Genomic DNA, 21684 nt, shown 5'->3' with positions numbered 1-21684 from the left:
GAATGAAAAAACGGGGCAATTGTAGCAAATAGCGAAATTGATTTCTAAAAAAATGGCGTCTTGAAAGGGGAACTGAAATTTATTGGAATTTAAAGAAGAACTTAGCTTCGTCTTTAAAAAATTACATCTCACAGGTAAATAGGCGCTTCACTTTCATTCGGATTCAGTCGATTTTTTCTCGGTCAAACCCCACGTATCTGGGCAATCAAAGTCCGTGAAATCATTACGCTTGAATCGTCGAACTGCATACGCCCGAACCTTGTCTTTACATAAAGTTAATTTTTTAAACGCTCTCCGTAGAGCAAGCAGACTGTTATCAGTTGTATTAACCATCGTTCCAAGCAAGAGCGGCCCCAGGGCCGCTTCAAAAGACTTGATATTCACCATTGCGTTGGGGAGTATCCCTGCTGCCACAAGCGCTGGCTGCAACTGCTGCACATGAGTATTCGAACGCAAGTTCCAATGGTTGATTGCCTCAACATAGTTTTCTTGTGCGATATAAAGTTCAAGAAGAACAGTACGACCCTCGGCCGTATCCAGCAAGAACGAAAGATCGTTTACATTCAAAACATTCTTGTTTGGATCAAATGGTGACGTAGGTTGAATTGAAATAAAACGTACTGGATTCTCAAGCTCCTTGAAAACAAAGTCTCTTTGTATGAGCAGGATCGTATTTATCTGCTGAAGGAGGGAAAACATCGTTCGATGAGCGGAGAGTAAAGCAGATTTTTGTTCTTGCTTGCGCAGAACTCTGGTTTGAAACCAGTAAGCAAGCAAAGCGCCTAGAAGTGCTCCAACAAGGGTTGCGAATCCATTCGCAAGTGCGTCTGCGGTAACTAGCGGACTATTTAAGTCAGGAGTCGTAGGGGATGTTATCGTCATTGCAGCTGCGGTTGGCGTTACCACTGGCGCAGCCATTAGCACATTTGTAGCTAAAAACGGCGAGTTGGGTGCCATTGCCGATATAGGTAACTCGGACGTCAGCAATGATGAACTGGTCGGTGACTTCATGTCTAAAGTTAAACGTATGATTATTCACAAATCGGAATTATGGAGAAAAGTGATGCGAATCTATATTCCTCAATTACTCAGCATCACCCACCGAAAGTAAAAAACACCAGCGTCAAAATTCCGCCGCCTACCAAGCCAACACCAAAGTAAATCGCCGTCCCCAGCAGCAGATTGGTGCGCTTCTGTTCTTCCAGCAAACGCTTCATCAACTCGGTATTGTCGTGCCGCGGCTCGGATGCTTGCGTCAACGCTTGATGCGCAAGGCGTGGCAGTTGCGGCAGCAGTTTGCTGTAGCGTGGCGCTTCGGCTTTCAGGTTTTCCAGGAAGCCGCGCCAGCCGACCTGCTCGTTCATCCAGTTTTCTAGATACGGTTTTGCGGTTTTCCACAGATCGAGTTCTGGATCCAGTTGGCGACCCAGCCCTTCGACATTCAACAAGGTCTTTTGCAGCAGTACCAGTTGCGGCTGCACTTCTACATTGAAGCGGCGCGAGGTCTGGAACAGGCGCAGCAGCACCTGGCCGAATGAAATTTCACTTAACGGTCGGTCGAAGATCGGTTCGCAGCAGGCGCGCACTGCAGATTCCAGTTCGTCCACGCGCGTTTCTTTCGGCGCCCAGCCGGATTCGATATGCGCTTCCGCAACGCGTTTGTAATCGCGGCGGAAGAAGGCGAGGAAGTTTTGCGACAGGTAGTCTTTATCGAAATCGTTGAGCGTGCCGACGATACCGAAATCGAGTGCGATGTAACGACCGAAGGTATCGGCGGCGACCGACACCTGAATATTCCCTGGATGCATGTCGGCGTGGAAAAAGCCGTCGCGGAAAACCTGTGTGAAGAAAATCTCGACGCCATCGCGCGACAGTTTTTTCAAGTCGATGCCGGCAGCAATCAGCCTGTCGGTTTGCGAAATCGGGATGCCGTTCATGCGTTCCATCACGATGACCGACGTCGAGCAATAGTCCCAGTGCATTTCCGGCACGACCAGCAAATCTGATTTGGCGAAATTGCGGCGCAACTGGCTGCCGTTGGCGGCTTCGCGCATCAGGTCGAGTTCATCGTGCAGATACTTGTCGAACTCGGCAACGACTTCTTTCGGCTTCAGGCGCTTGCCATCGGCCCACAATTTTTCAACCAGGCCGGCCACGATATGCATCAGCGCGACATCGTCGTCTATGGATTTCTTGATGCCGGGACGCAGCACCTTGACCGCCACCTCCTTGCCGTTTTTCAATCTGGCAAAGTGCACCTGCGCAATCGAAGCCGACGCCACAGGCTCGGCTTCAAAATGGGCAAACAGCACGTCGGGATGCGCGCCCAGCGATTTGATAATCTGTGCAATCGCCAGCTCGGAAGAAAACGGCGGCACGCGATCCTGCAAGCGCGCCAGCTCATCGGCGATATCCATCGGCATCAAGTCGCGACGCGTCGACAGGACCTGACCGAACTTGACGAAGATAGGACCGAGATCTTCCAGCGCGCGGCGCAGGCGCACAGCACGCGGCTCCGACAGGTCGCGCCAGAACATCATTTGATTCAGCAACTTGGTCGTGCGCGGGATTGCCAGGCCGGACATTGCGATGTCGTCGAGGCCGTAGCGGATCGCGACACGCAAAATTTTCAATACGCGGACAAATTTCAAGATCATTGATGTCATTAACTAATGCCCTTCAGCTTTTCTATACGCTTGGCCAGGCGCGCAACGTCGTCGCGCAATCTGGTCACATCGGCGGTAAATTCGGTCACTGCTTGCGGACGAATCAACATGGGATTCTCTTCCAGAAAATACTCGGCCACGTTTTCGCTTACAGACTGATGCAGGGATTTGGCTGCCTGTGCCGCGGAGCGCGCGCCGCCAGCAATACGGTTGGCGGCGATATCGCCGACAAACTTGCTCAGGTCGTCTTCTGCTTCCCAGCGCAAACCCTGGCTGAGTTGCGAGATCGTATTAGCGAAATCGGCATCGCCGTCTATCTTCACATAGGAAAAAGCGCGCTCGCGATTTTGCATGATGACAGGCAGATCGGATAAGGCAACACGTATAGTGACTGTTGCAACATCATGCACTGTCGCGGCCTCCAGCATGCCGTCGGCCGTCACCTTCAGGCGTGCAGCCAATACGCCGCCATCGAGTACCGCGATCTTGCCTGCATGCGGAATCAGTTTGGCGCGTGCCCATGCTTCCTGCGCTAGCAGGTGATTGATGGCAGCCGGAAAAATATGGGAGGGAGAAAAAGAAGTCATCGTCAAAATGGTCTAGCCAAAAACAAAGCCGCCGGTGACTATTCACGGGCGGCTTCAAGTTTAGCAGTTTGCCGTAAGGCAGCGCTAACTATCTACATCGTGGCAAATCCCTAAGGACTTGCCGATTTTCAGTGGCTGTTACAGCTGTTGAATACCAGCCAGTACCCAACCGCCATCGCCATGCACTGGCTTCGACAGGTTCCACGCTTCGCTGAACGGTTCTGTCGGTGCGCCTGCACCTTCATTGATCAGGCCGGTGAACTTGATGCTGGCGATGTAATCGTCACCTACGGTTTCCACGCCGTAGAAAATACCTTCAAGCGAAATGACATCGGTATGGTTTTCCGACGAGCCGCGTTCCAGCAACTGCGCTTTCAATTCGCCAAACATTTCTGGTGTGGTGAATTCGCGGATGTCGTTGACATCGCCTTTGTCCCACGCCGCTTGCAGGCGGATGAAATATGTTTTTGCATTGCGGATGAACGCTTGTACGTCAAAGTCGGCAGGCAAATCACTATCATTGCCGGCTTCATGTGGTGTACCAAACGCGGAACCGGATGCCAAAGGCGCTGCCGATTGCAATGCCGAAGGCTGACCGTAAGACTGGTCAATGCGCGAACCGATTTCAGGCGTATTGCTCTTTGCCGAGAAGTTGTTCGGGAACGAAGGTTGCAGACCGCCTTGTTGATTGCCTGCGCTCTTGTTCTTGATCATGCGATAGATGAACATCGCAGCGAACGCGAACAAACCGACCATCAAAATGGTGCTGATCATGCTGGCCAACGCGCCACCGATACCCAGGTGCGACAACAATGCGCCCAGACCCAGGCCCAGCAATGCGCCGCCAAGGATGTTGCGCATCATGCTAGGTTTGGCCGCTGCTGCTGCGCCTGTCGCGCCAGCCGCTGCTGGTGCTGCCGCAGGCTTGGCAGTGTTAGTCGGCGAAGATTGTGCCGGAGCCGAACGCTGATAACTTTGCGATTGCTTGCCGAAGGAACCACCACCGCCCATGCGTTTAGCCTGGACTTCAGTCGCGATAAAGGTCATAGAGCTGACCATGACCGCCACTACCAATAATAATTTCTTCATGCTGCCTCCTAAAGTTTTATACCGGTGTGTAATGCCGCCACGCCGGCTGTCAAATTGAAATACTCAACTCTTTCGAGTCCTGCATCCTGCATCATTTTTTTCAGTGTTTCTTGATCGGGATGCATGCGGATCGATTCAGCCAGATAGCGGTAACTATCGGCATCGCCTGCTATGCGTTGACCCAACCACGGCAACACGGAAAACGAATAAACGTCATACGGTTTTTTCAAAGGCTCCCACACCTTGGAAAACTCCAGCACCAGCAACTTGCCGCCGGGCTTCAATACGCGCCGCATTTCTGCCAGCGCCACATCTTTGTGTGTCATGTTGCGCAAGCCAAACGCTACGCTTACACGATCAAAATAGTTATCGGGGAATGGCAGTTTCTCCGCATCGCATAAGGATGTTGGGATGATCATGCCATTATTCAACAGCCGATCGCGCCCGACACGCAACATCGACTCATTAATATCCGTCAACCAGACTTCACCGGTTGGTCCTGCCTTTTTGGCAAATGCCTTGGCCAAGTCACCGGTACCGCCTGCAATATCCAGCACCTTAAAGCCTGGACGTATGCCAGCCTGCGCAATCGTGAATGTCTTCCACAAGCGATGCAGCCCGGCCGACATGACATCGTTCATCACGTCGTACTTTGCCGCCACTGAATGAAACACTTCAGCGACCTTGTGGACCTTCTCTTCTTCAGCGACGGTTTGATAACCGAAATGTGTTGAATTTGTCATGGCTGGCAGCTCAATTAACTAGATTATACATGCGTTAAGAAAATGTGAAATAAACGTGAAATTTATTTGTGCTCAGGGCAAAAACCGCTTTGAAATCAATGGCTACCGCAACCGCTGCCACTCACTACGGCCTTGTTCATCGGCGCATCGCGCCCGCTTTCACGCGTAAAGCCGGCCGCTTCCAAGCGGCGCAGGTAATCTTCCCACAAAGCATCTTTTTCACTGCCGAGGTGGTGCAGATATTCCCACGAAAAAATGCCGGTATCGTGGCCATCGGAAAACACTGGTTTGATCGCGTAATTGCCGACCGGTTCTACCGCCGTGATTTCCACATTGCGCTGGCCGGTTTGCAGGGTTTCCTGTCCCGGGCCATGACCGCGCACTTCTGCCGAAGGCGACCAGACGCGCAGCAATTCAAACGGCAAGGAAAAACTTTTACCATCGTCAAATTCGATCTCCAGCACGCGCGATTGCTTGCGCACTGTGAGCCCGGTTGGTTGTGGCGTCGGGGGTGTTTGTTTGGAACCAGTCATGATCGTCTCTCGTTCGGATTGCGCAGAAGCAAATTATTTTTGCATCTGCAAAGAATATTTATATTGAAGCCGGCATCTCAGCTTGCGCAAGAGACGTGGCGCGTGACCGCGGCACGCAAGGCCGGTAACAAGGCGCGCCTGTGCGACAGCACTCCGTCCACGGTCTGGCGAACTGCTGGTGCCCAGACCGGATGAGGGAAATGCGCATCGTCGCTGAAGCGGGGAATCAAATGCCAGTGCAGATGCGGCACCATATTGCCGAGGCAGGCCAGGTTGATTTTTTCCGGCTGCATCACTTCACGCAACGCGGCTTCGACCTGACACACGGCGCGCATCAAGGTGGACCGGTCTTCTATCGCCAGATCGGTCATTTCCTTGACGTGGGCATTCCAGATCACGCGGCAAAAGCCCGGGTAATTGGCATCTGCAACTAATACGACACGCAACTGCTCATTGCGGAACAGGATTTCGCCGCCGGATTCTTCACACAGCTCGCAGGCCGCCGTCATGCTTAGACGAGCACCCGCTCAATGCCACCATTGTTGGCGCGCGCAACGTAATCCGGCAACCAGTTAGGTCCGAGCAAATGCTTGGCCATTTCAACCACGATGTAGTCGGCTGTGGTTTCGGAATCATCGTTGTAACGCGACAAACCTTGCAGGCACGAGGGGCAGGAAGTCAATATCTTGACCTCGCCGGCAAAACCATCGGCGCGCAGCTTGTCTGCGCCCTTGGTCATTTCTTCTTCCTTGCGGAAGCGCACTTGCGTAGAAATGTCGGGACGTGTAACTGCCAGCGTGCCGGACTCGCCGCAGCAGCGATCGTTTTTCTCGATCTTCTGCGCATCGACGGTCGTGATCAAGGCGTTCACCGTTTTCAACGGGTCCTGCAGTTTCATCGGTGTGTGACAAGGATCGTGATACATGTAGCGCACGCCGTTGACACCTTCCAGCTTCACGCCTTTTTCCATCAGATATTCGTGGATATCGATGATGCGGCAACCCGGGAAAATCTTCTCGAACTCATACCCCTGCAATTGATCATAGCAAGTGCCGCAAGACACGATAACAGTCTTGATATCGAGGTAATTCAGCGTGTTCGCCATCCGGTGGAACAGCACCCGATTATCGGTAATGATCTTCTCGGCCTTGTCGTAATTGCCGGTGCCGCGTTGCGGATAACCGCAGCACAGATAACCCGGTGGCAGCACGGTTTGCACGCCCACATTCCACAGCATGGCCTGCGTCGCCAAGCCGACTTGCGAGAACAATCGTTCGGAACCGCAACCAGGGAAATAGAACACCGCTTCGGTATCCATCGTGGTGGTCTTCGGATCGCGAATGATAGGCACGACTTTGTCGTCTTCGATATCAAGCAAGGCGCGCGCGGTTTTCTTCGGCAAATTGCCGGGCATCTTCTTGTTGATGAAGTGGATGACCTGTTCCTTGATCGGCGGCTTGCCTACCGTTGCACGCGGCGCTGCCGTTTGCTTCTTCGCGAATTTTTTCAGCACATCGTGACCGAAACGCTGCGCCTTGTAACCCCAATCGATCATGACCTTGCGGGTCGCATTGATGGTGGCAGGATCGCTCGCGTTGAGGAAGAACATCGATGCCGCAGTACCCGGATTGAACGATTTCTTGTTCATCTTGCGCAGCAGATTGCGCATGTTCATCGACACATCGCCGAAGTCGATATCGACCGGGCAAGGCGTCAGACACTTATGGCAAACCGTGCAGTGATCGGCGACGTCTTCGAACTCTTCCCAATGCTTGATCGATATCCCGCGCCGCGTCTGCTCTTCATACAGGAAGGCTTCGACCAGCAAGGAGGTCGCGAGAATCTTGTTACGCGGCGAATACAGCAAGTTCGCGCGCGGCACATGGGTTGCGCATACCGGCTTGCATTTGCCGCAGCGCAGGCAATCCTTGACGCTGTTGGCGATAGCACCGATATCGCTTTGCTGCATGATCAGCGATTCGTGTCCCATCAAACCGAACGATGGTGTGTAAGCGTTACGCAAATCTGCGCTCAGCTCAGACATATCCATCAGCTTGCCCTTGTTGAAGTGGCCATCCGGATCGATACGCTTTTTGTATGAGCGGAAATCGGCCAGTTCTTCGCTGGTCAAAAATTCGAGTTTGGTAATGCCGATGCCATGTTCGCCGGAAATCACGCCATTCAGCGAACGCGCCAGTTTCATGATGCGCGCTACCGCAGCATGCGCATCCTGCAGCATTTGATAGTGATCGGAATTGACCGGGATGTTGGTATGTACATTGCCATCGCCCGCATGCATGTGCAGCGCGACGAAGACGCGGCCGCGCAAGATGCGTTTGTGGATGGCATTGGCTTCTTCGAGGATCAGACGGAATGCAGCACCGCTGAAAATCTGGCGCAAAGGCAAGCGCGCTTCCGCCTTCCACGAAATACGGACAGTGCGATCCTGCACCACATCGAACAGCGTGGCATTCGGCTGTGCCTGCACACGCTCATTGAAAACCGGCGCCAGTTTTTCCATGCCGAGCGCGAGCAAATTATCCTTCGCAACCTGCAAAGGCTGATCGAGATTCGCCAGCACATACGCCCAGCGCGCCTGCGTGGCAGCGATTAATTCCTCAGCCTGATGCACACGGTCTTCCAGCAATTCAGCCGCAGGAATATCGTCGCCTTCGGCGTCGTCGCTTTTTCCCAGAGGCAGATTGCCCTTGGTGAAAAAGTTGTGCAATTCGTCGAGGAATTGCAGCTTGTTCTTGATCGACAGTTCAACGTTGATACGCTCGATACCGTCCGAATACTCGCCCATGCGATCCAGCGGGATCACTACGTCTTCATTGATCTTGAACGCGTTGGTATGCTTGGAAATCGCGGCAGTGCGCGCCCGGTCGAGCCAGAATTTCTTGCGCGCCTCGGGGCTGACGGCGACAAAACCTTCGCCTACACGTGTGTTCGCCAGACGCACCACTTCGGATGCAGCTTGCGCTACGGCGTTTTCATCATCGCCAACGATATCACCGAACAAGGCCATCTTCGGCAGGATGCCGCGCTTGGATTTGGTCGCATAACCGACGGCGCGCAGGTAGCGTTCATCCAGATGTTCGAGGCCGGCCAGAATTGCGCCGCCTTTTTTGGTTTCAGCATCGAGAAAATCCTTGATCTCGACGATTGATGGAATCGCATCGCGCGAATGACCGAAAAATTCCAGGCAAACGGTGCGCGTATGTTTCGGCATCTTGTGCAAGATCCAGCGCGCCGATGTGATCAAACCATCGCAGCCTTCTTTTTGCACACCTGGCAAACCGGACAGGAATTTATCGGTAACGTCCTTGCCCAGCCCTTCCTTGCGAAAAGTGCGGCCTACGATTTCCAGTGTCTCGGTTTTGAAAGGCTGATTGGTCTTGCCCTTCTCGCTCGGGTGCGTCCATTCCAGCTTGAACTTGGCGAGTGGTGCATCATGAATCTTGCCTAGATTGTGTTCCAGGCGCGTGACTTCCAGCCAGTCGCCATTCGGATCGACCATCCTCCAGCTCGCCAGATTGTCGAGCGCAGTGCCCCACAAAACGGCTTTCTTGCCGCCGGCGTTCATCGCGATATTGCCGCCTATGCAGGACGCTTCGGCAGAAGTCGGATCGACGGCGAACACGAAGCCGGCTTTCTCGGCCGCATCGGCTACGCGTTTGGTGACCACGCCCGCCCCGGAATAAATCGTCGCGTATTCACGGTCGACGCCAGGCAGCATCGTCATCTCGACCTCGCCCAGGCCTTCCAGTTTTTCAGTATTGATGACAGCCGACATGGGCGTCAGCGGAATTGCGCCGCCGGTATAACCGGTGCCGCCGCCGCGCGGGATGATGGTCAGGCCGAGTTCGATACAGCCTTTGACCAGGCCGGCCATTTCATCTTCGCCATCCGGCGTCAACACGACGAACGGATATTCAACCCGCCAGTCGGTAGCGTCGGTCACATGCGAGACGCGCGACAAGCCGTCAAACTTGATATTGTCCTTGGCCGTATAGCGACCCAACACCTTGTTCGTGCGCTTGCGTAAATCGTAGGTATTGCGGAATTCTTCCGCGAAATCGGCGACCGCCTTGCAGGCAGCCTGCACCAATGCTTCGACTGCGACGGCACGGCGTTCTGCCTTGGCATCACCGGTATTGGCCAGATCATTCTTGCGGCGCTTGTCGACTTCGGCCAGACGATGGTTCAACGCATCGATCAGCGCCTGACGGCGCTTCGGGTTGTCCAGCATGTCGTCCTGCAGGTACGGATTGCGCTGCACGACCCAGATATCACCGAGCACTTCATACAGCATGCGCGCGGAGCGACCTGTCTGGCGCTCACCGCGTAATTCGTCGAGCAAAGACCATGCTTCTTCGCCCAGCAGGCGAATCACTATCTCGCGGTCGGAAAATGAAGTGTAGTTATAGGGAATTTCGCGCAAGCGCGTAGGCACAGCGCCACCAGGGGCATCGGCCAGAAGAGTCTGAATATGTACCGGGGCGTTCATCAGTGGGCGATCATCAGTGGTTCGTTGCATTCACGCTAAATAAGCATTTTAGCTGATTGCAGTGCAACACGTTCGAACTGCATGCAGGGGAAACGGAGGAAAAAATGAGAAAACCCGCCCACAGGCCGCAATGTTTTATCTCCGCCAGCCGCAGGAAAATCAGCGTTGGGCACCAGATCGCAACCCATTGTTGCTATGGTCAAAACAGTTTGATCAGGTATTGCCAGACACCATCAGGCACATACAGCAGCAACCAGGTCATCGTCACATAGCGCAAGAACTTGCCGACCGCCATGTAAGCCACGCAGGGCCAGAACGGAAGTTTTAACCATCCTGCCAGCAGACAGATCGGGTCGCCTATGCCCGGCAGCCAGGCCAGCAGCATGGTTTTTGGGCCGAAACGCTGCAGCCAGTCGAACCAGCGCGTCTGGCGCTCCTTTGCAAAAATCTGTTTGGCGCCAACGCCCATCCAATAATTGATTACGCCGCCGATGGTATTGCCGACGGTGGCCACCAGTATCGTCATCCAGAACAAGGATGGATTGGCCTTGATGACGGCAAATACTGCAGGCTCCGAGCCCATCGGCAACAAAGTAGCCGATACCAGACTGATGACAAATACCGAAAACAGCCCGATTTCGGGCACGGCCAGGAAAGCCAGCAACCATTGCACGCAGGCTTCAATCATGTATGCGCTTCAGTGAAGTTTTCAAATCGGTATCCAGGCAGGTCATCGTAAATTCGGCAGAAAGGAAAGCATAGTAATGCGACGCTGTAAAAAGCCGTCCATTATAATGAGCGGCTGCACAGCGTCGCTTCGACTTTATGGCTGTGCCAATCACATTGATCTCTATGACAACCGACTACCTGAAGAAAATCCTCACCGCGCGCGTATATGACGTGGCAGTGGAATCCCCGCTTGAACTGGCGCCTACGCTGTCACAGCGCTTCGGCAACCAGATTTACTTCAAGCGTGAAGATATTCAAAGCGTTTTCAGCTTCAAGCTGCGCGGTGCCTACAACAAGATGGCGAATCTGCCGCCGGCGCAATTGAAGCGCGGCGTCATTTGCGCCTCAGCAGGCAATCATGCGCAAGGCGTGGCCTTGTCGGCGACCAAACTCGGTTGTCGCGCCGTGATCGTGATGCCGACCACCACGCCACCGGTCAAAATCGATGCGGTCAAAGCGCGCGGTGGCGACAATGTGGAAGTCGTGCTGTTCGGCGAGTCGTATACCGATGCATATAATCACGCACTGACGCTGGAAAAAAAACGCAAGCTGACCTTCGTCCATCCCTTCGACGATCCGGATGTGATTGCCGGCCAGGGCACGATCGCAATGGAAATTCTGCGCCAGCATCCCGGCCCTATTCACGCCATTTTTGTCGCTATCGGTGGCGGCGGCTTGATCGCCGGCATAGGCGCTTATGTAAAAGAGGTACGCCCGGATATCAAGATCATCGGCGTGCAAACGACCGATTCGGACGCGATGGCACGCAGCCTGAAAGCCGGTCGCCGCGTCTCATTGCCGGACGTCGGCCTGTTTTCTGACGGCACGGCGGTCAAACTGGTAGGCGAGGAAACCTTCCGCGTCGCCAAGCTGGTAGTCGATGACATCATTCTGGTCGATACCGATGCCGTATGTGCTGCAATCAAGGACGTATTCCAGGACACGCGCAGCATACTGGAACCGGCCGGTGCGCTCGCTATCGCCGGTGCCAAAGCCTATATAGAACGCGCCAGGCAGAATAAAAAGCCGATCAAGAATGAAACGCTGATCACAGTCGCCTGCGGCGCCAACATGAACTTTGATCGTTTGCGCTTCGTCGCCGAGCGCGCCGAAGTCGGTGAATCGCGCGAAGCGATTTTTGCCGTGACGATTCCGGAAGAACGCGGCAGCTTCAAGCGCTTCTGTGAATTGATAGGCCCGCGCAATGTGACCGAATTCAATTACCGCATCAGCGATGCAAAACAAGCGCATATTTTTGTCGGCATGCAAATCGCAGATCGCGATGAGCCGGGCAAGATCACCAAGCATTTTGAAAAGCAAGGTTTCAAGACGCTGGACCTGACGCACGACGAACTGGCAAAAGGCCACATTCGCCATCTGGTGGGCGGCAAGAGCGAACTGGCACACGATGAATTGCTGTATCGCTTTGAGTTCCCCGAGCGTCCGGGCGCATTGATGCGCTTCCTCGATAGTGTCGCACCGCACTGGAATATCAGCCTGTTCCACTATCGCAATCAGGGTGGCGATGTCGGTCGCATTCTGGTTGGTTTGCAGGTACCGAAGAAAGAAATGAAAGCCTTCCGTACTTCGCTGGCAGGGCTCGGCTATCGTCATTGGGATGAAACCGACAATCCCGCATACAAATTGTTTCTATAAGGGCGAGAGTTATGAGCAACCCTTTCGGACCAGCCGACTCGCCGCTAGGCAAGCCGTCGAGCTACCAGACGCAATACGACCCATCCCTACTGTTTGCGATTCCGCGCCAATACAAGCGCGATGAAATCGGTTTGAGCAGTGGCACCCTGCCATTTTTCGGGGTGGATATCTGGAATGCGTATGAAGTGTCGTGGCTGAATATGCGCGGCAAACCGCAAGTGGCGATGGCAAAGATCATCGTGCCGGCCGATTCCCCGAACATCATCGAGTCGAAATCCTTCAAGCTGTATTTGAATTCGCTGAATCAAACCAAACTCGGCGGCACCGAGGCCTTGCTTGAATTGCTGCGCGAAGATCTGAGTTCAGGTTTCGGCGCGCCGGTACAAATCACGCTGACCTTGCCGGAGAATTTTGCCCAGGTACCGATGGGAGAACTCGATGGCATGTTGCTGGACAGGCTGGATATCGAGGTGACGGAATATGCGCCGGATGCCTCGTTGCTGTCGTCGGCAGCTGACGAACCTGCGATTGAAGAAACCTTGGTGTCGCACTTGCTGAAATCGAATTGCCTGGTCACCGGCCAGCCGGATTGGGCGAGTGTGCAGATCAAGTATGTGGGCGGCGCGATCGATCAAGCCGGTCTGCTGCAATATCTGATCGGATTCCGCGAACACAATGAATTTCATGAGCAATGTGTGGAGCGCATTTTCATGGACATCATGCGTCAATGCAAGCCGCAAAAGCTGGCCGTTTACGCGCGCTATACGCGTAGGGGCGGTTTGGATATCAATCCGTGGCGCAGTAATTTCAGCACAGGCAAGCAGCCATCCAACGCACGCAACGCACGTCAGTAACGTCTACCCTCATCCCTCTGGATTGCCTGGATCAGGCAATCCAGAGGCGATCGCACAGCAATTCACTTGGCAAGTTCAGACGCGCATGCCGTCTTCGATTCTGACGAAACGCAAATTCTGTTGCTTCAGTTTGTCTATAAGCTGCGGCAACACGTCCAATATCACCGGCTGACCATTTCTCTTGCGCGATGCATTTCCGTCATGCAATAGCAAAATATCGCCCGCCTTTGCATTTGCCAGCAAACGACGCGTAATCTTTTTTGCATCATGTACCCGCGTATCGAAGCCGCGCCGGGTCCAGCTCACCAGCTTCAAGTCCAGCCTGTGCAATACCGGATCCAGGAAGGGATTGCGCAAGCCAGCCGGTGCGCGAAAGAATCGCGGTGCCCTCCCGGTAGCATCCTCAATCGCTTGCTGCGCGAGCAGGATTTCTTTTTGTATCCCGCCCATACCCATGACGGAAAAATAATGGCGATGCTGCATGCTGTGATTTTCGATGTGATGCCCTTCAGCGATCATTCTTTGCACCAGCGCGGGATGTTGTTTCACCTTGGACGCGATGCAGAAAAACGTCGCCTTGATATTTTTCTCGGCGAGTATATCCAGCACATATGGCGTGACTTTCGGATCGGGGCCATCATCGATAGTCAATGCAATTTCGGCCCTGTCGCCCGCCAGCCGCAACACATTAGGGCCCAGCAAGGAACTCCTGGGCCACAGGCCCGCCGCCGCCAGCACCGCGTGATTCGCAATCAGGCTGGCGATACCGAACCCCATCGTGCTCGGCCACACCAGTGCCGACGCTGCCGCACCCGCGTGCAGCGCGGCGGACGCCTTGAGAAAAGCACTGGCTTGCCATTTATTTTGCATAGCGATGATTCATTTCCATTTGCTGAATGCTTTACTACTTGAATGAAACGTGGCGACCGTATTGAATGGCGTCTGTTGGTGCGACCAATTGCTCACGCTTTGCGACTGTTGTTGAAATAGGCATCGATGCTTTCCTTGATGGTGGCATGTGGAAAGTCGCGATTCACCCGTTTTCTGCATGCATATTCAACTGCAAACATCAGGATCACCAGAGGCCAGTTCAACACATTCGCAAACAGCGACCACACTTCAATTGATCCAAAAATAAAAATGAGCAATGACAATGCAATCTGTACCGCAAAAAACAATGCCCATGCAACTGTTACGTTGCGCGTATAACGCTCCACGTTGTCCGGCATCTCCGCATGTATCGTGCGCGCCAGAGTGGTAATGATGGGCGTGCGACCGGCAAACAGCGTGTGCGCAAAAAACCAGCACAACATCGAATTGGTCGCGATATGTTCCGTCAGATAAATCAGATCCAGACGCGCCAATAGCACCGGCCAGAAAATCAATACGGCATAGGCCAGCGAGAACGCCATCGCTATCCCGCATGAAAGGCGCAGCAACTTGTTTACACCCAATTGCTTCAATAATGTCACCGCCCCCCAGCATGCAATACTGCTCATCGGGACAAGCAGCATCAGCATCGCGATCTGGCGCCAGATGCGATGCGCATCATGCACCGCGAGCGCAACATGGCTCAACGTTACATAAATGATGATGAAGGCGATCACCAGCATGGTCTTCAAAAAGGACATCCTTGATCGCTTTACGAGTCAGAGTGGAATTCGTTACGAGAACTCGTAACGTGTTCGGATTGCAAGCGGGAAACATTATGCAACCAGCGAAAATTATACGTGAATCACTTAAAGTCAGATTTTCCGGATGCAATGTCATATCGATATGCAGACACCAAGCTATCCGCACTTTCCATTTTCAGGAGCAACATCTGTAGAAATGCAAGTTTGTTGAGTGGAATGGGGTTATTGCACAACAATCCGGCGCAGCACGTGCCTGCGTTTCCCGATTCAAGCCCTATCGTAAAAAAATAGGCCTATAATTCCCGCCAGAGCCCTTTCTTGTGCATCGCACCATGAACCATTTAAGCCAGATTCTCCCTCCCAGCAATGTCGTGCTCGACTTGGATGTCTCCAGCAAAAAACGTACATTTGAGCAGGTTGGTTTGATTTTTGAAAATAATTGCGGCATCGCGCGTTCGGTCGTTTCCGAAAACCTGTTCGCGCGCGAACGTCTCGGCTCGACCGGCCTCGGTCATGGCGTGGCAGTTCCGCATGGCCGCATCAAGGGCTTGAAGGCGCCACTCGCAGCTTTCGTTCGCCTCGCTCAACCGATTCCTTTCGAGTCGCCAGATGGTCAGCCGGTCAACCTGCTGATCTTCCTGTTAATCCCGGACAATGTCACACAACAGCATCTGGAAATTCTGTCCGAATTGGCAGAAATGTTTTCCGATGAAGCATTCCGCACCCTGCTGTCGACAACGGAAGATGCTGCTGCCGTGCATGCGCGCCTGATTACCTGGCAGCCAAGCATGCAAAGTTCCAACTAAGCTGCAGCCTGCTTCTACGGCGCGCATCCGTTTTCGTAATTAGTTTCAGCACTTACGCACACCATGCCATTACCGACCCCGCTCACTATTCAGCAACTGTATGACGACAACCGCGAATCGCTGCAGTTGGGCTGGTTCGCGGGATTCCCTGGTGGCGAACGCCTGATTTCCGGCGATGCGACTTCCGCGGCGGATCAGGTTGGCCATTTGAATCTGATCCATCCTGGTCGCATCCAGATTTTCGGTCACCAGGAAGTTGAATATTACAAACGCCTGTCACCAGCTTCACGCGCCTATCAAAGTGCAGAGCTGGTTGCCGGCGAGCCACCTGCCTTCATCATCGCGCAAGGGCTGGATACGCCGGAAGACATCATGGCTATCTGTGATGAAAAAAATATTCCGCTGTTCTCCACGCCGCTACCGGCGGCACAGGTCATCGATTATCTGCGCGTCTATCTGTCCAAAAAACTGGCGCAACGCATCACTATGCATGGCGTGTTCATGGATGTGTTGGGTGTGGGCGTATTGATCACCGGCGAATCAGGTCTGGGCAAGAGCGAACTCGGTCTGGAATTGATTTCACGCAATCACGGTTTGGTGGCAGATGATGCGGTCGAATTTGCGCGTATTGCACCGCACATGATTGAAGGTCGCTGCCCGCCACTATTGCAAAACCTGCTGGAAGTACGCGGCCTGGGCCTGCTTGATATCCGTACGATTTTTGGCGAAACCGCAGTCCGCCGCAAAATGCGCCTGAAGCTGATTGTGCATCTGGTCCGACGCAGCACGATGGAAGAAAGTTACGAGCGCCTGCCGCTGCCATCGCAGAGCGAAGAGATACTGGGCCTGCCGATACGCAAAGTTGTGATCCCGGTAGAAGCAGGTCGAAATATCGCCGTTTTGCTGGAAGCCGCAGTACGCAATACCATCCTGCAGTTGCGCGGCATAGATACGCTCAAAGACTTCATGGTGCGCCAGCAAAAAGCAATGGAAAGCGACGATTAAAACAGCACAGCAATCCATTTTCATCTTCGTAGCTTGCGCTGTAATTTAGTTTTTCAAATCGCCCTCGACGCCACCCGTCCTTTCACCATCCGGCACTCCGTCAAGTACCCAACTGTGCTTTTGTGAGCCTATCCGGCTTGCGGTATGATGTTGCCATGCGGATTATTCTCATCACTGGTATCTCAGGTTCCGGCAAATCTGTCGGCCTCAAAGTCCTCGAAGACGCGGGTTATTTTTGCGTAGACAATCTGCCGCCGAATTTATTGCGCGCCCTGGTTGCCACCTGTACCGAAGAGCATACGGACACGCTCGCAGTAGCGATGGATGCACGCAGCGCCAGTTCATTACTGGGCTTGCCTGCGGACATTACGTGGTTGCGTGAACAGGGGCATGACGTCAAGGTTCTCTTCCTGACTGCTAAAACCGACTCGCTGATCGCGCGCTTTTCTGAAACCCGCCGCAGCCATCCGCTGTCACATCGCGTATTCAGCAATCAAGATGCGACGGATCCCGGCACCTTGACCGAATGCATACGCGAAGAACGCGAAATGCTCGCAGACGTGGAAGAAATCGGTCACGTGATCGATACCTCCGGTATGAGCGCCAATAAATTGCGTGCATGGATCAAGGGCCTGGTCGCCAGCGATCACGCGCCACTGACGCTGTTGTTCGAATCGTTTGCCTTCAAGTTCGGCGTGCCGCTCGATGCAGACCTGGTATTCGATGTACGCGTATTGCCCAATCCGCATTACGATGCCGCGTTGCGGCCTTTGACGGGTCGCGATGCGCCGGTACAGGCTTTCTTGCAGGCACAAACAGATGCTACTGAATTGATTACAGATATACGCGGCTTTGTCGGAAAATGGCTGCCGTCCTTCAAGAAAGATAACCGCAGCTATCTGACTGTCGCCATCGGCTGCACCGGTGGCCAGCACAGGTCGGTTTATATCGTTGAACAGCTGGCGCAATTTTTTCGACCGACTGAACATGTATTGGTCCGCCATCGCGAACTCGACTAATGTCATAAAATCTAGGTAGCGTGGTGCTTGTGCAGACACTCGTACAAGCAAGCGCGCCACATTCACACTACCCCGCTTTCATCATGCCTGAAAACAAAAACTGGCTTCCGCTGTTCCCGCTTAACACCGTGCTCTTCCCTGGCGGCATACTTCCTCTCAAGGTTTTCGAAACGCGCTACGTAGACATGGTGCGCAACGGCATGAAACAGGAAATGCCCTTCGGCGTTGTGCTGATTAAATCGGGACAGGAAGTAGGCGTTGCAGCAGAACCGGAAGATGTGGGTTGTCTGGCGCACATCACCAACTGGGATGCGCCGCAACTCGGCGTACTACTATTGCGCACGCAAGGCGGTGCACGCTTTCGCATCCTGGAAATACGTGCGCACAAGGATCAACATCTGGAAGCGCGCGTTGAAATGCTGGACAACATCGTCAGCGCGTTACCACAGCAAAATGCGCTCTGCGCCAGCACGCTGGAACTGGTGATACGGGATATCAACAGCAAAAGGCGCGCCGAACAGGGAGCAGATTTTGAAAATCCATTCCCGGAAAGCTTGCAACTGAATGATGCGGGCTGGGTCGCGGATCGATGGACTGAAATATTGCCCATACCTTTAAAGGCCAGACAAAAATTACTCGAGCTGGATGATCCGCAGATTCGCCTGACAATCATTAACCAGTATCTGCAACAACATCACATTATCTAGAATCTATTCAGACAACAGATCGGGTTCGCGGAAAACTGCCAGCAATAATTTTTTGATGGGTGCAGGCAAAGGCGCAGCGGCCATTCTGTGCAGCGGATACCAGTTGTGCGTGCTCTGTCCGGCGATCTGCAGACGATGCGCCAGATTGATTCGATACGGCGTCACATGCAATTTGAAGTGGGTGAAGGTATGGGAAAATTCCATCAGTTTTTCCACCGAATCAGGCACGCCAAATGCTGCCGTCGCACGCGTTACCGCAACATCGAAATCTGCATTGCCGGGTTGCAGCGCCGCATCCATTTCCGGCAAGGACAGCAAACCGCCCCAGATACCTTTGTCCGGGCGCTGCTCCAGCACTATCTGATCGCCATCAATGATCAATAGCATCGCCACGGATTTCTCAGGCACTGCTTTCTTCGGTTTGCGTACTGGCAGTTCATTCGTTCTAGCCGTTGCATAGGCAATGCATCGCTGCGCCAGCGGGCAGCGATGGCAGGATGGTCGATTGCGTGTACACAAGGTCGCACCCAGATCCATCAAACCTTGCGTGTACGCTTCAACACCAGTCCCAGGAAGCAAGGCCACTGCACGCGCCCACATCTCATTCTCTATCGCTTTTTCGCCGGGATAGCGCTCGACGCCAAACACCCGCGCAAACACACGCTTGACGTTCCCGTCCAGAATGGCCGCACGCGTTCCATAGGAAAATGCCGCGATCGCCGCCGCAGTCGAGCGCCCGATGCCGGGCAGTTCTTCGAGCACCACCGGATCGCTGGGGAATACGCCGCCATGCTGCGCCACGATTGCCTGTGCACACTTATGCAGATTGCGCGCACGCGAGTAATAGCCCAGGCCGCTCCAGTGCGCCATGACTTCTTCGGACGGCGCGTCGGCAAGCGAGTCTACAGTTGGGAAAGTTTGAAGAAAGCGCTGGTAGTAGGGAATCACCGCCGCAACCTGAGTCTGCTGCAACATGATTTCAGATAACCAGACGCGATAGGCATCACGCGTGTTTTGCCAGGGCAAGGCATGGCGTCCGTGCTGCTTTTGCCAATCGATTACATCTTGTGAGAAAGAGGGATCGGCCAGACCGGCTGCGTGCATCTCTTTTGCAGCCAATCTCTTTGAGCTACCCGTTTGATCTGAAACATCTGCAACAAGCTGCTGTTCGTCGACTACTCGTTTCATCTAGGCCGCTGCTTTATACAAACCCAGCTGCGCCAGGATCGCAGCCTTCAATTCATTTTCCAGACGCTTCAATTCTGTCTTTTGCGCTTCAAGATCGGCTTGCATTTGTTCAAATGCCTGTACTTTTTCTTCCAGGCTATCGGTTGCCATATGAATCTTTTCTATGGATTTGCGTCGCCGTTTCAATTGCAATTTATGCTCGCCGATTTGCGCTTCCAGCGGCGCCATCACGACTTTCAGCCACGCCTCTACATCGCGATTGGCTTGCAGAAAACTTTGCTTGACGCGCGACGCGATGGAATCAAAGAACTTTTGCATCAAGACGACTTGCGGCGTGGTCAGGATAGTCGCAGCGCCAAATTGCTTGTGGTATAGCTTTTCGATCATGTCGATTTCTTTCATGTACTTTTCAAGCGAAAACGGCATTGGCGCAGATAAAGCCAAACCATGTTCAGTCGAAAACTTGCGGTACATGACAGACATCATCTCGCCGATTTCATCTGTCTTTTCGGCGGACAGATGCAGATTGGTCAACGCCTGCTGGAAAAATTCTTTGACTGCCATACGCAAGCCGGCAGAGAACTTGCTGCTTTCCATCGCGTCACGCGTTTTACGAATATTGTCTTTCAACACGCCCATGCCGAGATGGGTGAACACTTCATTCGACAAGCGGGTAAACACGGAACGCGTGGCCTGCAATTTAAACAGGCTGCCATCGAATTCTGTTTTCTCCATATCGATGCGCTTCATCATGTGATCAAGAATGGTCTGGTTCTTGCCACGCAAACTTTTCAATTCCAGTAACTGCTCGACCACATTGCGTGAGCGCGAAGAAAGCAAAGCCTGTTTGGACGCGGCCAGCTCTTTGACTTCAGTCATCAGTTGCGCGCGGATAATGTCTTGCTTGGCCGGGATCAACTCATTCGACAATGCACTTTCCAGCGCCGGCAAGCGACTCTTCGCAAGCAAAGGCGCATCCAGATTGATTTTACCCACCAGACCTTTTTGCGCAGAAACCGGGAATATCTGACGCTCGCCTATGCCCAGCGTTTGTGCCACATTGCCGATCTGCATATTGATCTGCTCTTCAACCTCGGCTGGCGAACGCAACTCATCCCACATGCTGTCTATCTTGTTCAGCACCACCAGACGTCCCGCGCCGGTGCCACCTATGTGATTGCGCCAGATATCGATATCGCTCTTGGTCACACCGGTATCAGCAGCGAGGATGAACAGCACCGCATGCGCATTCGGAATCAAGTTCAGGGTCAGCTCCGGTTCGGTGCCTATCGCATTCAAACCCGGCGTGTCGATGATGACCAAACCCTGTTGCAATAATGGATGGGGAAAGTTCACGATCGCATGCCGCCATTGCGAAATTTCAACCATGCCGTTTTCATCCACGCCCATCGCCATGTCAAGATCGGTTTCGTCGTACAAACCATACAAGGCCGCTTCTTCTACTGGCACACGTTTGGTCAGGCTGACTTGTTTGAACGCTTCGAGCATGCCGTCGCCGGATGAAATATCCAGCGGCAGCACGGTCCACACTTGACTCTGTGACTTGAAATCGCTGGTCGATTGCGCTTCTGCACGCGTTTCTATTGGCAGCAGGCGTATCGATGGCGGGAATGTTTCGTCATACAGCAATTCAGTCGGACACATAGTCGTGCGGCCGGCCGATGTTGGCAAAATGCGTTGACCATAATCGGCAAAAAAGATGGCGTTGATCAGTTCTGATTTGCCGCGTGAAAATTCAGCTACAAAGGCAATCGACAATTTGTCTTCATTCAGGCGCGCCAGCATGTGCATGAAACGCTGATCGCTGGCTCCATCGGCTAAATCAATGCCCTTCACGCAATCGCGATAACGCTGCAGCGAATTCTTGACGTCATCGCGCCAGCCGCTGTATTGCTGAAATTTCTGCACCAGATTACTCACATGGACCTCGCTTTGCT

General features: G+C 53.5%; 19 protein-coding genes. 6 read left to right on the top strand and 13 right to left on the bottom strand.

The features are described from left to right. Positions 1 to 153 precede the first annotated feature (153 nt). The 9 genes from ACFQO0_RS09200 to ACFQO0_RS09160 form a co-directional block, all read right to left on the bottom strand. The gene (locus ACFQO0_RS09200) at positions 154 to 1011 is read right to left on the bottom strand and encodes a hypothetical protein (protein ID WP_382233884.1); all 858 of its coding nucleotides are present in this window, start codon (positions 1009 to 1011) and stop codon (positions 154 to 156) included. An 83-nt stretch (positions 1012 to 1094) separates the two neighbouring features. Continuing rightward, a complete protein-coding gene (gene ubiB, locus ACFQO0_RS09195) occupies positions 1095 to 2657 on the bottom strand; it encodes a ubiquinone biosynthesis regulatory protein kinase UbiB (RefSeq protein WP_382234092.1) in 1563 nt (520 codons plus the stop codon). 8 nt (positions 2658 to 2665) lie between these two features. Beyond that, entirely contained in the window at positions 2666 to 3253 is a 588-nt protein-coding gene (locus tag ACFQO0_RS09190; RefSeq protein WP_382233882.1) for a ubiquinone biosynthesis accessory factor UbiJ, read from the bottom strand. A gap of 138 nt (positions 3254 to 3391) precedes the next feature. Further along, positions 3392 to 4342: a Tim44 domain-containing protein gene (locus ACFQO0_RS09185; RefSeq protein ID WP_382233880.1), complete on the bottom strand. Its 951-nt coding sequence runs from the start codon at positions 4340 to 4342 to the stop codon at positions 3392 to 3394. A gap of 8 nt (positions 4343 to 4350) precedes the next feature. Beyond that, positions 4351 to 5085 carry a bifunctional demethylmenaquinone methyltransferase/2-methoxy-6-polyprenyl-1,4-benzoquinol methylase UbiE gene (gene ubiE, locus ACFQO0_RS09180; protein ID WP_382233878.1) on the bottom strand — a complete coding sequence of 245 codons (735 nt, stop codon included), beginning with the start codon at positions 5083 to 5085 and terminating at the stop codon, positions 4351 to 4353. Between the two features lie 95 nt (positions 5086 to 5180). Further along, a complete protein-coding gene (locus ACFQO0_RS09175; RefSeq protein ID WP_382233876.1) occupies positions 5181 to 5618 on the bottom strand; it encodes a gamma-butyrobetaine hydroxylase family protein in 438 nt (145 codons plus the stop codon). A 77-nt stretch (positions 5619 to 5695) separates the two neighbouring features. Continuing rightward, entirely contained in the window at positions 5696 to 6127 is a 432-nt protein-coding gene (locus ACFQO0_RS09170) for an HIT family protein (RefSeq protein WP_382233874.1), read from the bottom strand. A gap of 2 nt (positions 6128 to 6129) precedes the next feature. Then, the gene (locus ACFQO0_RS09165; protein ID WP_382234090.1) at positions 6130 to 10128 is read right to left on the bottom strand and encodes a DUF3683 domain-containing protein; all 3999 of its coding nucleotides are present in this window, start codon (positions 10126 to 10128) and stop codon (positions 6130 to 6132) included. 199 nt (positions 10129 to 10327) lie between these two features. Continuing rightward, positions 10328 to 10816 (bottom strand): YqaA family protein, encoded by a 489-nt coding sequence (locus ACFQO0_RS09160; protein WP_382233872.1) that lies wholly within the window; start codon positions 10814 to 10816, stop codon positions 10328 to 10330. Between the two features lie 164 nt (positions 10817 to 10980). Between ACFQO0_RS09160 and ilvA the strand changes: the two genes are divergently transcribed. Then, on the top strand, positions 10981 to 12513 hold the full coding sequence (gene ilvA, locus ACFQO0_RS09155) for a threonine ammonia-lyase, biosynthetic (RefSeq protein ID WP_382233870.1): 1533 nt from the start codon (positions 10981 to 10983) through the stop codon (positions 12511 to 12513). 11 nt (positions 12514 to 12524) lie between these two features. Beyond that, positions 12525 to 13367, top strand: a complete 843-nt coding sequence (gene queF / locus ACFQO0_RS09150; protein ID WP_382233868.1) for an NADPH-dependent 7-cyano-7-deazaguanine reductase QueF — start codon at positions 12525 to 12527, stop codon at positions 13365 to 13367. A 75-nt stretch (positions 13368 to 13442) separates the two neighbouring features. Here queF and ACFQO0_RS09145 read toward each other — a convergent pair whose 3' ends face one another. Both ACFQO0_RS09145 and ACFQO0_RS09140 read right to left on the bottom strand, forming a co-directional pair. After that, positions 13443 to 14237 (bottom strand): polysaccharide deacetylase family protein, encoded by a 795-nt coding sequence (locus ACFQO0_RS09145; protein ID WP_382233866.1) that lies wholly within the window; start codon positions 14235 to 14237, stop codon positions 13443 to 13445. Between the two features lie 92 nt (positions 14238 to 14329). Then, on the bottom strand, positions 14330 to 14998 hold the full coding sequence (locus ACFQO0_RS09140; RefSeq protein WP_382233864.1) for a COG4648 family protein: 669 nt from the start codon (positions 14996 to 14998) through the stop codon (positions 14330 to 14332). Positions 14999 to 15333: 335 nt separating this feature from the next. On the opposite strand from ACFQO0_RS09140, the gene ACFQO0_RS09135 reads away from it, so the two are divergent. The 4 genes from ACFQO0_RS09135 to ACFQO0_RS09120 all read left to right on the top strand — a co-directional run bounded on the left by ACFQO0_RS09135 (position 15334) and on the right by ACFQO0_RS09120 (position 18538). Next, complete coding sequence (locus ACFQO0_RS09135) at positions 15334 to 15807, top strand: PTS sugar transporter subunit IIA (RefSeq protein WP_382233862.1); 474 nt, start codon at positions 15334 to 15336, stop codon at positions 15805 to 15807. Positions 15808 to 15870: 63 nt separating this feature from the next. Further along, the gene (hprK, locus tag ACFQO0_RS09130) at positions 15871 to 16812 is read left to right on the top strand and encodes an HPr(Ser) kinase/phosphatase (protein WP_382233860.1); all 942 of its coding nucleotides are present in this window, start codon (positions 15871 to 15873) and stop codon (positions 16810 to 16812) included. 155 nt (positions 16813 to 16967) lie between these two features. After that, positions 16968 to 17831: an RNase adapter RapZ gene (rapZ, locus tag ACFQO0_RS09125; RefSeq protein ID WP_382233858.1), complete on the top strand. Its 864-nt coding sequence runs from the start codon at positions 16968 to 16970 to the stop codon at positions 17829 to 17831. 83 nt (positions 17832 to 17914) lie between these two features. Next, positions 17915 to 18538 (top strand): LON peptidase substrate-binding domain-containing protein, encoded by a 624-nt coding sequence (locus ACFQO0_RS09120; RefSeq protein WP_382233856.1) that lies wholly within the window; start codon positions 17915 to 17917, stop codon positions 18536 to 18538. Between the two features lie 3 nt (positions 18539 to 18541). On the opposite strand, the gene mutY is transcribed toward ACFQO0_RS09120, so the two are convergent. Both mutY and ACFQO0_RS09110 read right to left on the bottom strand, forming a co-directional pair. After that, positions 18542 to 19726, bottom strand: a complete 1185-nt coding sequence (mutY, locus tag ACFQO0_RS09115; RefSeq protein ID WP_382233853.1) for an A/G-specific adenine glycosylase — start codon at positions 19724 to 19726, stop codon at positions 18542 to 18544. Further along, the gene (locus ACFQO0_RS09110) at positions 19727 to 21667 is read right to left on the bottom strand and encodes a dynamin family protein (protein ID WP_382234089.1); all 1941 of its coding nucleotides are present in this window, start codon (positions 21665 to 21667) and stop codon (positions 19727 to 19729) included. Positions 21668 to 21684 lie beyond the last annotated feature (17 nt).

The sequence above is a fragment of the Herminiimonas aquatilis genome, from assembly GCF_042665175.1.
GTDB lineage: Bacteria > Pseudomonadota > Gammaproteobacteria > Burkholderiales > Burkholderiaceae_D > Oxalicibacterium > Oxalicibacterium aquatilis.
The sequence above is the reverse complement of the archived record's forward strand: the minus strand, read 5'-3'. Positions and strand labels throughout refer to the sequence as shown.

Bases quoted from the DNA above. Each gene is read 5' to 3' on its own strand.
- ACFQO0_RS09200 (WP_382233884.1), bottom strand. From the start codon at position 1,011: ATGAAGTCACCGACCAGTTCATCATTGCTGACGTCCGAGTTACCTATA.
- ubiB (WP_382234092.1), bottom strand. From the start codon at position 2,657: ATGATCTTGAAATTTGTCCGCGTATTGAAAATTTTGCGTGTCGCGATC.
- ACFQO0_RS09190 (WP_382233882.1), bottom strand. From the start codon at position 3,253: ATGACTTCTTTTTCTCCCTCCCATATTTTTCCGGCTGCCATCAATCAC.
- ACFQO0_RS09185 (WP_382233880.1), bottom strand. From the start codon at position 4,342: ATGAAGAAATTATTATTGGTAGTGGCGGTCATGGTCAGCTCTATGACC.
- ubiE (WP_382233878.1), bottom strand. From the start codon at position 5,085: ATGACAAATTCAACACATTTCGGTTATCAAACCGTCGCTGAAGAAGAG.
- ACFQO0_RS09175 (WP_382233876.1), bottom strand. From the start codon at position 5,618: ATGACTGGTTCCAAACAAACACCCCCGACGCCACAACCAACCGGGCTC.
- ACFQO0_RS09170 (WP_382233874.1), bottom strand. From the start codon at position 6,127: ATGACGGCGGCCTGCGAGCTGTGTGAAGAATCCGGCGGCGAAATCCTG.
- ACFQO0_RS09165 (WP_382234090.1), bottom strand. From the start codon at position 10,128: ATGAACGCCCCGGTACATATTCAGACTCTTCTGGCCGATGCCCCTGGT.
- ACFQO0_RS09160 (WP_382233872.1), bottom strand. From the start codon at position 10,816: ATGATTGAAGCCTGCGTGCAATGGTTGCTGGCTTTCCTGGCCGTGCCC.
- ilvA (WP_382233870.1), top strand. From the start codon at position 10,981: ATGACAACCGACTACCTGAAGAAAATCCTCACCGCGCGCGTATATGAC.
- queF (WP_382233868.1), top strand. From the start codon at position 12,525: ATGAGCAACCCTTTCGGACCAGCCGACTCGCCGCTAGGCAAGCCGTCG.
- ACFQO0_RS09145 (WP_382233866.1), bottom strand. From the start codon at position 14,237: ATGCAAAATAAATGGCAAGCCAGTGCTTTTCTCAAGGCGTCCGCCGCG.
- ACFQO0_RS09140 (WP_382233864.1), bottom strand. From the start codon at position 14,998: ATGTCCTTTTTGAAGACCATGCTGGTGATCGCCTTCATCATCATTTAT.
- ACFQO0_RS09135 (WP_382233862.1), top strand. From the start codon at position 15,334: ATGAACCATTTAAGCCAGATTCTCCCTCCCAGCAATGTCGTGCTCGAC.
- hprK (WP_382233860.1), top strand. From the start codon at position 15,871: ATGCCATTACCGACCCCGCTCACTATTCAGCAACTGTATGACGACAAC.
- rapZ (WP_382233858.1), top strand. From the start codon at position 16,968: ATGCGGATTATTCTCATCACTGGTATCTCAGGTTCCGGCAAATCTGTC.
- ACFQO0_RS09120 (WP_382233856.1), top strand. From the start codon at position 17,915: ATGCCTGAAAACAAAAACTGGCTTCCGCTGTTCCCGCTTAACACCGTG.
- mutY (WP_382233853.1), bottom strand. From the start codon at position 19,726: ATGAAACGAGTAGTCGACGAACAGCAGCTTGTTGCAGATGTTTCAGAT.